The following is an 11,142-nucleotide window of genomic DNA, read 5'->3' as shown; positions in this document are numbered from 1 at the left end:
GTTTTGCGCACTTGTCGCGAATTGCCCTGCCCGTCCTGAGCGATAAGTGCGCAAAACGCGAGGGGGGAGGGAACGGAAGGGGTGGGGATTCGGGTCAGGAACCCTGACGCAGGATGTAGCGCTGCACCTTGCCACTGGGAGTCTTGGGCAGGTGCGGGACGAAGTGCACGGTCCGCGGGTAGGCGTGCGCGGCGAACTTCTTCTTCACCAGCTGCTGCAGGTCCTTCTCCAGCTCGTCGGAGCCCTCGACGCCGGGCCGCAGCACCACGAACGCCTCGAGCACCTCGCCACGCAGCTGGTCGGGCATGCCGACGACCGCCGCCTCCATGACGTCGTCGTGCATCGCCAGCACACTCTCGACATCGAACGGGCCGATGCGGTAGCCCGCCATGATGATCACGTCGTCGTCGCGCGAGGAGAAGAAGAAGCGGCCCTGCTCGTCCATCTGGCCGGCATCACCGGTGATGTACCAGCGGCCGTCGGACGAGAAGCGCTCCGCGGTCTTCTCCGGGGCGTCGCTGTACCCGGTGAACCACATCAGCGGGCTCGCGGTCGTGTCGATCGCGACCCGGCCGGGGGTGTTCGGGGGTGCGATCTCGTCGGAATCGTCGGAGAGGACGGCGCAGCTCCACCCGGGCAGCGGACGCCCCATCGAGCCGGCGACGACATCCTCACGCAGGCCGTCGGCCCACGCGTTGATGATGAACATGCCGTGCTCGGTCTGCCCGTACTGGTCGCGGACCGCGGCACCCAGCTCGGCCTCCGACCAGGCGATGACGTCGGGGGTGAGCGGCTCACCGGCCGACGACGTGCGGCGCAGCTTCACCGACGCCGGGACCGGGGTCTCGTCGGCGCGCAGGCTGCGGTACACGGTCGGGGCGGCCGCGAAGTTGGTGACGCCGAAACGCTCGATCACCTGCCAGGTCAGCGGCGCGGAGAATCCGGCGTGCAGCAGGATGCTGCGGACGCCGGTCGCCATCGGGCCGAGCAGCGCGTAGTACAGCCCGTACGCCCACCCCGGATCGGCCGCGTTCCAGAACACGTCGTCCTCGCGCACGTCGAGTCCCCACTCGATGTAGGACCGGAAGGCCGCCAGCGCGCGGATCGGCACCGGGACCCCCTTCGGGGAGCCGGTGGTGCCGCTGGTGAACAGGCGCACGATCGGGGCGTCGCCGCCCAGCGCCACCGCCGCACCGCGCGGATCGTCGGCCGAGTGCTGCGCGAGCAGATCGGCGAACCGCAGGACGCCGTCACCACCGTCGCCGCCGCCCGCCACGACGACCTGCCACTGCGGGTCCGCGGGCATGTCGTCGCCGGGCGCGAGCTTGTCGAGCTGGTTCGCGTCGGAGATCACGACCTTGGCGGCGCTGGCCTCGAGCCGGAACGCGATCGCCGGCGACGCGAACGCGGTGAACAGCGGGACGTGGACGCCGCCACGACGCCAGATGCCCAGCAGCGCGACGACGAGGTCGGCGGACTTGCCCATGAGCGTCGCGACGCAGTCGCCGGGCTCGACCCCGAGATCGGCGAGAGCGGCCGCGAAGCGGGTGGACTGCTCGCGCAACCAGCCGTACGTCAGGTCGGTCGACGACAGGTCGCTCTCGACGACCGTGAAAGCCACCGCGTCGGCCGGGTGCCGATCGCACAGCAACTCGGCCGCGCACGCCTGCGGGGTGTCGTACAGCTCCGCGAGTTCGCGTAGTCGGGTGGTGGTGTCGACGGTCATCGTCACTCCTCGTCGTCGGGGCCCAGATCACCATCGGGCCGTCATGGCACCTATGCTCCGTGTCACAGCATCGACCGGCTACCCCCGGAAAGGGGTGACGAGGGTGTCCACCCGCACCTCCCTCCTCCTGCGGCCTCGTGACCGCGACGCACTGCGCACCGAGCTGCGGAAAGTGGCCGCGGCCGACATCGTTCCGGTCGTGTTCGGCGGCGAGGTCCACGACGGCACCCTGCACCTCGGCGAGTTCGTCGGCACCTACACCGACGGGCTGCGGGGCCTGGCGGTACCGGAGCGTTCGGGGCTCGGCGGACACGTCGTCGCCCGGCGCAGCCCCGCCGCGGTGCACGACTACGGTCGCGCGCGCACCATCACCCACCACTACGACGAACCGGTCCTCGCCGAGGGCTTGTGCTCGGTGCTGGCGATACCGGTGGTCGTCCACGGCGCCTCCCGCGCCGTCATGTACGCCGCGATCCGCGAGCGCGTGGAGTTGGGCGACCGCATCGCCGACCTCATGATGCAGGCCGGACGACGCCTCGCGAGCGAGATGGCCGTCCGTGACGAGGTGGACCGGAGGGTCCAACTGCTCGACGCCGCGGCCGCCGAGCAGGCCCCGCACACCGGGGCGGACGCCGAGGAGATCCGCGACGTCCACGCCGAACTCCGGAGCATCGCGCAGGAGGTCCCCGACCCCGCACTCCAGCAGCGGCTCCGGGCCCTGTCCGAGCGGCTCGCGAGCATCGGTTCCACCGAGGAGCGGGCGCCCTCGCTCGTCACCCTGTCGCCACGGGAGATCGACGTCCTCAGTCACGTCGCCCTCGGCTGCACCAATGCGACGATCGCCGAACGGCTCTCGGTGAAACCCGAGACCGTCAAGAGTTACCTGCGCAGCGCGATGGGCAAGCTCGACGCGCACTCTCGGCGCGCGGCCGTCGTCGCCGCACGCCGGCTCGGGTTGCTCCCGTAGGACACGGATCCGGATCCAATTTTCTGGAACACGTTCCAACCCTGTGCGATACTCGCGGACATGTCAGCAACACCGGTCGAGCCCGCCACGATCACGCGCTTCACCACCGCAGAGGACCTGCTCGATCTGGCGCGGCAGTCCCCCGCCGCCGTCGCCGAGCACGACAAGAACGCCTGGCTGGGACTGTTCGCCGACCGTCACGTCGTCGAGGACCCGGTCGGCGGCCGCCCCGTTCTCGGTGGCCTCTACGACCGGCGCAGCCACGTCCGCGGCGGCGATCCCCTCGCCCGTTTCTGGGACACGTTCATCGCCCCCAACGACATCCGGTTCCACGTCGAGCACGACGACATCGTCAGCGGCCTCGACGTCGTCCGTGACGTCACGATCGAAACCCGACTCGGCGGCGGCGTCGTCGCGAAGGCCCCGATGCACCTGCTGTACGAGACGACGCTCGACCACGGCGACCCGCGCATCCGCCGGATCGCCGCGCACTGGGAGGTCGCACCGATGTTCGCCCAGGTCGCGGGCATCGACCGCGCGAAACTCGGTGTCGCGGCCGCCATGAGCGCACGCATGCTTCGCCTGCAGGGTCTCGGTGGCTCGCTGGCGTTCGGGCTCGCGGTGCGCAGCGTCGGCGAGCGCGGCAAGCGGGCGGTCCGCCGACTGGTCGAGTCGGCGCAGCGCGGCGACCAGAACGCACTCGAGCTCCTCGGCGGCCGTCCCGTCGCGGACGTCACCAAGCTCATCGCCGCGGGCGACGCGGTGACAGCGACGTGCACCGTCGACGGCGGGCACGCCGTGCTGTTCTGCTACCTCGACCGTAGAACGATGCAGGTCACGAAGGCCGTCGTGTACGCCTGAGCCGGCAACTCTCAGTCGAGCAGCACCGTCGCGAAGGTGGCCACCTGCGTGAAACCCACCCTCGCGTACGTGCGGCGGGCCCGCTCGTTGAAGGCGTTGACGTACAGGCTCGCGGTGCGGCCACGCGCGGTGACCGCGGCGGCGACGGCCGCCGTCCCGATCGCGCCCAGGCCTTCCCCACGCCGCGCCGGATCGACCCACACACCTTGGATCTGGCCGACGGTGGCCGACATCGAACCGACCTCCGCCTTGTAGACCACCTGGCCGTCCTCGAACCGGGCCCACGCCCGCCCCGACGCGATCAGATTCGCGACCCGACGTCGGTAGCCCCGGCCACCGTCGCTGGCGCGCGGATCGATCCCGACCTCCTCGATGAACATCGCGATGGCGGCAGGCAGGTACGTTTCGATCTCGTCCATCCGCACCTGGCGGACTCGGGGGTCAGGACGCACCGACGAATCTCCGTGGAGTGCGAGCAGCGGCTGCTCGGCGCGGAGCTCGCGCGGCGGGCCCCAATCGGATTCGAGCAACTCCCACAGCGGCAGCGCCAACTCGGCGCGCCCGACCAGAGACGAACACATCCGCGGGAACCGGCTGGCCCGGTCCGCGAAGGACCGCAGATCGTCCGGTTCCCCCAGCAGCGGAACCAGATTCGCGCCCGCGAAGCACAGTGACTCCGCCGGTCCCCCGCGGCTCCACATCTCGCCCTGCAGCGACCGCGGGTCCAGACCGGAATGCTGCACCCTCGCCGCCACCATGCATGCCGCGACAGGGTCGGACTCGAGCACCCGCAGCACCTCGGCGGTGTCCCGACCGCCCAGTTGCCTCGCCCCGAGAAGTTTGAGCACCGACGCACCCCCTTCGTCACACGTCTCTGTGAGACCGCTCGGCGTGATGTCTGTCAGCGTCGAGCTGTCAGTGCCGGATCTGGGAACCACATTGCCATGAAGGTGCGCCGGGGTGGGCGGATTCAGCTCACGGTGACCACCGGCGCGCCGCTCGTCTCGCCGCCTTCCATCTCCTCCGCGATCCGCATCGCTTCCTCGATGAGCGTCTCGACGATCTGCGCCTCGGGAACGGTCTTGATGACCTTGCCCTTGACGAAGATCTGTCCCTTGCCGTTGCCGGACGCGACACCCAGATCGGCCTCACGCGCCTCACCGGGGCCGTTTACGACGCAGCCCATCACCGCAACCCGCAGCGGGACCTCCATGCCCTCGAGCCCGGCGGTCACCTCGTTGGCGAGCGTGTACACGTCGACCTGCGCGCGACCGCACGACGGGCACGAGACGATCTCCAGCTTGCGGGGCCGCAGGTTGAGCGACTGCAGGATCTGCGTGCCGACCTTGATCTCCTCCGCCGGCGGCGCCGACAGCGACACGCGGATGGTGTCGCCGATGCCCTCCGACAGCAGCGCGCCGAACGCGACCGCCGACTTGATGGTGCCCTGGAACGCCGGACCGGCCTCGGTCACCCCGAGGTGCAGCGGGTAGTCGCACTGCGCCGCCAGCTGCCGGTACGCCTCGACCATGACCACCGGGTCGTTGTGCTTGACCGAGATCTTGATGTCGCCGAAGCCGTGCTCCTCGAACAGGCCCGCCTCCCACAGCGCGGACTCGACGAGCGCCTCCGGGGTGGCCTTGCCGTACTTCTGCATCAGACGGGGATCCAGCGAACCGGCGTTGACACCGATGCGGATCGGGATACCCGCGTCCCCGGCCGCCTTGGCGACCTCCTTGACGCGCCCGTCGAACTCCTTGATGTTGCCGGGGTTGACGCGGACCGCGGCGCACCCGGCGTCGATGGCCGCGAAGATGTACCGCGGCTGGAAGTGGATGTCGGCGATCACGGGGATCTTGCTCTTCTTCGCGATCGTCGAGAGCGCGTCCGCGTCCTCCTGACGCGGGCACGCCACCCGGACGATGTCGCAACCCGACGCCGTCAGTTCGGCGATCTGCTGCAGCGTCGCATTGATGTCGTGCGTCTTGGTGGTGCACATCGACTGCACAGAGACCGGGTAGTCGCTGCCGACACCGACATTGCCGACCATCAACTGACGCGTCTTGCGACGCGGAGCGAGGACCGCAGGGATCTCGGGCATGCCCAAACCGACGGGGCTGGTCACGTTTCGCCTTCTTTCGTTGGTACGGGGCAAGTCTATCGTTTGACCGGAACGTCGAACCGGGTCACGGGAACAGCTGGATCGGGTTCACGATGTCGGCCGTCAGCGTCAGCAACATGTACGCGCCGCCGAGGACGACGAACACGTACGTGACCGGCATCAGTTTCATGTAGTCGACCGGCCCGCCGGCCGCCAGCCCGCGCAACCGCCGGATCGAGTTCCGGATCTTCTCGTAGATCGTGACCGCGATGTGGCCGCCGTCGAGCGGCAGCAGCGGCAGCAGATTGAAGATGCCGAGGAAGAAATTCAGGGTCGCAAGCAGGCCGACGAAGACCTCCCACAAGCCGCGCTCAGCGACCTGGCCACCGATGACCGAGGCGCCGACGACGCTGATCGGGGTGTCCAGCCCACGCTCACCGCCGGTCACCGCCGTCCACAGATCCACCACCTTCGCCGGCATCTGCGTCAACGCATGCGCGGTCTGCACGAAGATGTCGCCGGTGTAGGCGAACGACGCGGGAACGGCCGCGAGCGCCGAATACTGCACGACGCCCGGGGGCGCCTGGATACCGATCGCTCCGACCTCCTGCGAAACCGGGGGCTTCGGGCTCTGCTCGGTGGAGTCCGGATCGTTGACGTACCGCTGCGCCTGCTGCACCTGGACGGGAACGACGAGGGTCTGCCCGTCCCGTTCGACGGTGAACTCGGCCGTCCCGGTCAACGGCTGCGTCTTCTCGACGAGGTCGCCGAAGGTCGGGGTGGGTTCACCGTTGACCGCGGTGATCAGGTCACCGGCACGGATTCCGGCGGCCTCGGCGGGGCCGACACCCGAGCACTCCGCGAGCGCGAAGTCCGGTCCGGCGCTCTGCGACGGGGACACGCACACGGTGCCCTCGACGACGGCACGGTTCTCCGAGTTCGGCAGACCCCAGCCGACCGCGAGGATGAACACGAGCACGAGTCCGAGCAGGAAGTTCATCGCGATGCCGCCCGACATCACGACGATCCGCTTCCACGGCTTCTGCTTGTACATCGCACGATCGACCTCGTCGGGCGCGAGTTCGTCCATCGCGGTCATACCCGCGATGTCGCAGAACCCGCCCGCGGGGATCGCCTTGAGCCCGTACTCGGTCTCGCCGCGGCGGAACGAGAAGATCTTGGGGCCGAAGCCGATGTAGTACCGCCGCACCTTCATGCCGAGTGCCTTGGCGGTCCACATGTGCCCGGCCTCGTGCAGCGCGATGGACACGCCGATACCGAGGGCGAAGAGCACCACTCCGAATGCGAAGACCATGCGGTTCTAGCCCTCCTGCTTCACGAACTCGCGTGCCCGGGCACGGGCCCACCCGTCGGCGGCGAGCACGTCGTCCACGGTAGCGGGAGGCGCGGCCCATTCGCCGCCGGCCGTGAGAACGCGCTCGACGGTCCGCACGATTCCGGGGAATCGGAGTGCCCCGCCGAGGAAGGCCTCGGCCGCCACCTCGTTGGCCGCGTTGTAGACGGCGGTCATGCAGCCGCCGGCCTTCCCGGCCCGACGCGCCAGGTCGATCGCCGGGAACACCGCCGAATCCACGGGTTCGAACGTCCACGTCGACGCGGTGGAGAAGTCGCACGCCGCGGCCGCGCCCGGCACCCGGTCCGGCCAGCCCAGGGCCAGCGCAATCGGCAGTTTCATGTCGGGCGGGCTGGCCTGCGCGAGCGTCGAGCCGTCGGTGAACGTCACCATCGAGTGCACGATCGACTGTGGGTGCACGGTGACGTCGATGCGGTCGTAGTCGATGCCGAACAGCAGGTGCGTCTCGATCAGCTCGAGCCCCTTGTTCACCAGCGACGCCGAGTTGAGCGTGTTCATCGGACCCATCGACCACGTCGGGTGCGCACCGGCCTGCTCGGGGGTGACGTCCTCGAGCGCCGCCGCGGTCCACCCACGGAACGGGCCTCCCGAGGCCGTGAGGACCAACCGGTCGACTTCCTCGGCGCGGCCACCACGAAGGCACTGGGCGAGCGCGGAGTGCTCGGAGTCGACCGGGACGATCTGGCCGGGCGCCGCCGCGGCAGTCACCAGCGGGCCGCCCGCCACGAGTGATTCCTTGTTCGCGAGCGCCAGGCGGGCGCCGGACGCCAGCGCCGCCAGCGTCGGCTCGAGCCCGAGGGAACCGACGAGCGCGTTCAGCACGACGTCGGCGGCGGTCTCCCGGACCAGTTCGGTGACCGCGTCGGGTCCCGACAGCACGCCGGGCAGATCCAGCCGAGCGGCCGCCATCGGGTCGGCCACCGCCACCCGGGTCACGCCGGTGGCGCGGATCTGCCGGGCGAGCAGGTCGATGTTCCCGCCCCCCGCCGCAAGCCCGACCACCTCGAACTTGTCGGGGTTGGCGGCGATGACCTCGAGGGCCTGGGTGCCGATGGAGCCGGTGCTGCCCAGCAGCAGAACGCGAGTCGGTTGGGTGTCAGCCACGGATCCATTGTTCCTGACGGATGCTGAGAGAATCACACAGGATTGATCTCCGCCGCGGCGACACGGGCGGGACCCCACTTCGTACGACGCACGGTCGTATGCCACGATATGCGGCGATAGCGGATTCGTATGATCAGGAGGATCGAGCCGTGGCCGGTACCCAGTTGGACCCCACTTCCAACGACCCCGTCGTCGCCGCGCACGTCGACACCGCCGAGGTTCCCTCGGCTGCATGGGGCTGGAGTGGCGAGGCGCCGCGTCTGTTCCGTTTCGCCGGCTGGTTCTTCGCCGCGTTCCTGCTGCTGATGATGATCGGCAACCACGGCGGCAACGTCGAGGACCTGTTCCTCCTCGGCTTCGCCGGTGCGATCATCTTCATCCTCGTGCGCGACATGATCGTGCGCCGCAAGCCGCGGTAGTCGACGCAGCACAGAGCACGACGAAGAAGGACCCCGCACCCGAGGTGCGGGGTCCTTCTTCGTCGAACGGCTCGGGCGGGTCCTAGTTCTCGGCGGCCAACTGCCCGCACGCGGCGGCGATCTCCTGCCCGCGAGTGTCGCGGACGGTGCAGGACACGCCCTGTGCCTGCACACGACGGACGAACTCCCGCTCCACCGGCTTGGGGCTGGCATCCCACTCGCTACCGGGCGTCGGGTTGAGGGGGATCAGGTTGACGTGCACCAGCGGGCCGAGCGCCTTGTGCAGCTTCTTGCCGAGCAGGTCCGCGCGCCACGGCTGATCGTTGACGTCCCGGATCAGCGCGTACTCGATGGACACCCGTCGGCCCGACTTGTCGGCGTAGTAGCGCGCCGCGTCGAGAACCTCGGCCACCGGCCACCGGTTGTTGACCGGCACGAGGGTGTCACGCAGTTCGTCGTCGGGCGTGTGCAGCGACACCGCGAGACGCACCGACATGTCCTCGTCGGCGAGCTTGCGGATCGCCGGCGCCAGCCCGACCGTCGACACGGTGACGGAGCGCTGCGAGATCCCGAGACCGTCAGGCGCAGGTGACGTGATCCGACGGACCGCGGCCACCACCCGCTTGTAGTTGGCCAGCGGCTCCCCCATGCCCATGAACACGATGTTCGACAGCCGCCCCGGACCACCCTCGACGTCACCGTCTCGCAGGGCTGCCGCTGCGGCGCGCACCTGGTCGACGATCTCGGCGGTGGACAGATTCCGCTGCAGGCCGCCCTGCCCCGTCGCGCAGAACGGGCAGGCCATCCCGCAGCCCGCCTGGCTGGAGATGCACAACGTCGCCCGGTCCGGGTAACGCATGAGCACGCTCTCGAGCAGCGTGCCGTCGTTCGCCTTCCACAACGTCTTTCGGGTCTGTCCGGCGTCGCACGAGACGTGCTTGACCGCCGTCAGCAACTGCGGGAACAGCGCCGCACCCACCTTCTCGCGCATCCCCGCGGGCAGGTCGGTCATCTTCTCCGAGTCGGCCTCGAGGCGACCGTAGTACTGGCGGGCCAGCTGATCGGCACGGAAACCGGGCAGGCCCAACTCCTTGACCGCCGCCTTGCGCTCGTCGGCGTCGAGGTCGGCGAGGTGGCGCGGCGGCATCCCGCGGCGCGGCGCTGTGAAGACGAGGGGAAGGGGTGTGGCAGTCATAGTGCCTGCCATTCTCCCATTACCCGGCCTCCACGTCCGATGCGCGTGCGCAACGCCATAGTGTGGGTGATGATCGACACATGACCGATGCACCGAGCGAGGATCCCGGCAGGGCCCACGAGCAGGTTGCCGGCGAGCCCCCCACGTCACCTCCCGCGGAGGGTCGACACGAGACCGCCGCACCCACCCCGGCCCATGACGCCGGCAAGCTGGCGCGCACCCGGGCGGCATCCACCTGGACCGGCCTGGTGATCGGCATCGTCGTCGCGATCCTGTTGCTGATCTTCATCCTGCAGAACCTCGACTCCGTGACGTTCCAGCTGTTCGGATGGCAGTTCACGCTTCCGGCGGGAATCAGCCTGCTGCTGGCCGCGATCGCGGGCGCACTGATCATGGCGCTCGCGGGCGGCGTGCGGATCATCCAGATCCGTCGGGTAGCCAAACGCGCCGGCGCCGTGACCGACCACACGCCCCCGGATTAGCTGCGGCAACGCTTCGGGGGCACGATGGGAGTCACGACACGAACACGGTCATTGACCCGAGGAGCCGATCCGTGACGACCCGCACACAGCAATCCGAGCGCCGCAGCATTCGCCCCGACCTCGCCCGCTCCTGGCTCCTGGCCTCGGCCACGAAACCGGACAGCTTCGCCCGCCCCGAGCACGTCGACGCGCTCATCCTCGACCTCGAGGACGCCGTCACCCCCGACCGCAAGCCCGACGCACGCACCGCGGTCACCGAATGGCTGTCCGGCGGCGGTGAGGCGTGGGTGCGGATCAACGACGCGACCACCGCCTACTGGGAAGAGGACCTGCGGGCCCTCAGCGGCCTCCCGGGCCTACAGGGAGTGATGCTCGCCAAGACCGAGAGCGGCGGACAGGTCGAGGCGACCACCGAACTACTGCCGGACACGCCGATCCTGGCGCTGATCGAGTCGGCGGTCGGCCTCGAGGCGGCACCCGAGATCGCCCGGGCGGACGGCACGTTCCGGCTCGCGTTCGGCAGCGGCGACTTCCGCCGCGACACCGGAATGAGCGACGACGTCACCGCGATGTCCTACCCGCGCTCACGCTTGGCGATCGCCAGCCGGGCGGCACGACTGGCCGGGGGCCCGATCGACGGACCCACCGTCCCCGCGAACGAGGCCATCCTGCAACGGGACTGCGCGGCGACGGTCTCGCTGGGACTCACCGGGAAGCTGTGCCTGCACCCGGACCAGGCGCCGACGGTCAATCGCGCCCTGAGCCCCAGCCCCCACGACATCGCCTGGGCCCACGACGTGATCGCCGACCTCGGCGTCGACGGCGAGCGGGTGCAGGACGGCAGCGACCTGCCCCGGCTCGCCAAGGCCAAGAAGATCACCCGGCTCGCCGAGGTGTTCGGCCTCCACTGAG

11 protein-coding genes are annotated in these 11,142 nt (G+C 69.7%); 5 read left to right on the top strand and 6 right to left on the bottom strand.

The window, feature by feature from the left end; all coding sequences use genetic code 11:
- Positions 1-94: 94 nt before the first annotated feature.
- Positions 95-1,726, bottom strand: coding sequence for an AMP-binding protein (locus IJ15_RS0119335; RefSeq protein WP_031939992.1), 1,632 nt, complete (start codon positions 1,724-1,726; stop codon positions 95-97).
- A gap of 52 nt (positions 1,727-1,778) precedes the next feature.
- Here IJ15_RS0119335 and IJ15_RS0119330 point away from each other — a divergent pair, with 52 nt between their 5' ends.
- On the top strand, positions 1,779-2,693 hold the full coding sequence (locus IJ15_RS0119330; protein ID WP_081880826.1) for a helix-turn-helix transcriptional regulator: 915 nt from the start codon (positions 1,779-1,781) through the stop codon (positions 2,691-2,693).
- A gap of 60 nt (positions 2,694-2,753) precedes the next feature.
- The gene (locus IJ15_RS0119325; protein WP_031939990.1) at positions 2,754-3,554 is read left to right on the top strand and encodes a nuclear transport factor 2 family protein; all 801 of its coding nucleotides are present in this window, start codon (positions 2,754-2,756) and stop codon (positions 3,552-3,554) included.
- An 11-nt stretch (positions 3,555-3,565) separates the two neighbouring features.
- Here IJ15_RS0119325 and IJ15_RS0119320 read toward each other — a convergent pair whose 3' ends face one another.
- From IJ15_RS0119320 to dxr, 4 genes are all read right to left on the bottom strand, one after another.
- Positions 3,566-4,402 carry a GNAT family N-acetyltransferase gene (locus IJ15_RS0119320; protein WP_031939989.1) on the bottom strand — a complete coding sequence of 279 codons (837 nt, stop codon included), beginning with the start codon at positions 4,400-4,402 and terminating at the stop codon, positions 3,566-3,568.
- Positions 4,403-4,524: 122 nt separating this feature from the next.
- Positions 4,525-5,679 (bottom strand): flavodoxin-dependent (E)-4-hydroxy-3-methylbut-2-enyl-diphosphate synthase, encoded by a 1,155-nt coding sequence (ispG, locus tag IJ15_RS0119315; protein ID WP_031939988.1) that lies wholly within the window; start codon positions 5,677-5,679, stop codon positions 4,525-4,527.
- A 61-nt stretch (positions 5,680-5,740) separates the two neighbouring features.
- Positions 5,741-6,970, bottom strand: coding sequence for a M50 family metallopeptidase (locus IJ15_RS0119310; RefSeq protein WP_031939987.1), 1,230 nt, complete (start codon positions 6,968-6,970; stop codon positions 5,741-5,743).
- A 6-nt stretch (positions 6,971-6,976) separates the two neighbouring features.
- Positions 6,977-8,134: a 1-deoxy-D-xylulose-5-phosphate reductoisomerase gene (gene dxr / locus IJ15_RS0119305; RefSeq protein WP_031939986.1), complete on the bottom strand. Its 1,158-nt coding sequence runs from the start codon at positions 8,132-8,134 to the stop codon at positions 6,977-6,979.
- Between the two features lie 149 nt (positions 8,135-8,283).
- Between dxr and IJ15_RS0119300 the strand changes: the two genes are divergently transcribed.
- Positions 8,284-8,553: a DUF2631 domain-containing protein gene (locus tag IJ15_RS0119300; protein WP_031939985.1), complete on the top strand. Its 270-nt coding sequence runs from the start codon at positions 8,284-8,286 to the stop codon at positions 8,551-8,553.
- A gap of 82 nt (positions 8,554-8,635) precedes the next feature.
- Here the strand turns inward: IJ15_RS0119300 and rlmN are convergent, their stop codons facing one another.
- Positions 8,636-9,748, bottom strand: coding sequence for a 23S rRNA (adenine(2503)-C(2))-methyltransferase RlmN (gene rlmN, locus IJ15_RS0119295; protein WP_031939984.1), 1,113 nt, complete (start codon positions 9,746-9,748; stop codon positions 8,636-8,638).
- Between the two features lie 80 nt (positions 9,749-9,828).
- On the opposite strand from rlmN, the gene IJ15_RS0119290 reads away from it, so the two are divergent.
- Together IJ15_RS0119290 and IJ15_RS0119285 are read left to right on the top strand one after the other, a co-directional pair.
- Positions 9,829-10,230, top strand: a complete 402-nt coding sequence (locus IJ15_RS0119290; protein WP_081880825.1) for a LapA family protein — start codon at positions 9,829-9,831, stop codon at positions 10,228-10,230.
- A gap of 71 nt (positions 10,231-10,301) precedes the next feature.
- Positions 10,302-11,141, top strand: a complete 840-nt coding sequence (locus IJ15_RS0119285) for an HpcH/HpaI aldolase/citrate lyase family protein (protein WP_031939982.1) — start codon at positions 10,302-10,304, stop codon at positions 11,139-11,141.
- Position 11,142: the final 1 nt, after the last annotated feature.

The sequence above is a fragment of the Prescottella defluvii genome (assembly GCF_000738775.1).
In the GTDB taxonomy this organism is placed as follows: Bacteria; Actinomycetota; Actinomycetes; order Mycobacteriales; family Mycobacteriaceae; genus Prescottella; species Prescottella defluvii.
Note: the sequence above shows the minus strand (reverse complement) of the source record. Positions and strands in the feature narration are given on the sequence as shown.

What these genes read in the sequence shown, in the direction of transcription:
- IJ15_RS0119335 (WP_031939992.1), bottom strand. Translation starts at nt 1,726, where the DNA reads ATGACCGTCGACACCACCACCCGACTACGCGAACTCGCGGAGCTGTAC.
- IJ15_RS0119330 (WP_081880826.1), top strand. Translation starts at nt 1,779, where the DNA reads ATGCTCCGTGTCACAGCATCGACCGGCTACCCCCGGAAAGGGGTGACG.
- IJ15_RS0119325 (WP_031939990.1), top strand. Translation starts at nt 2,754, where the DNA reads ATGTCAGCAACACCGGTCGAGCCCGCCACGATCACGCGCTTCACCACC.
- IJ15_RS0119310 (WP_031939987.1), bottom strand. Translation starts at nt 6,970, where the DNA reads ATGGTCTTCGCATTCGGAGTGGTGCTCTTCGCCCTCGGTATCGGCGTG.
- rlmN (WP_031939984.1), bottom strand. Translation starts at nt 9,748, where the DNA reads ATGACTGCCACACCCCTTCCCCTCGTCTTCACAGCGCCGCGCCGCGGG.
- IJ15_RS0119290 (WP_081880825.1), top strand. Translation starts at nt 9,829, where the DNA reads ATGACCGATGCACCGAGCGAGGATCCCGGCAGGGCCCACGAGCAGGTT.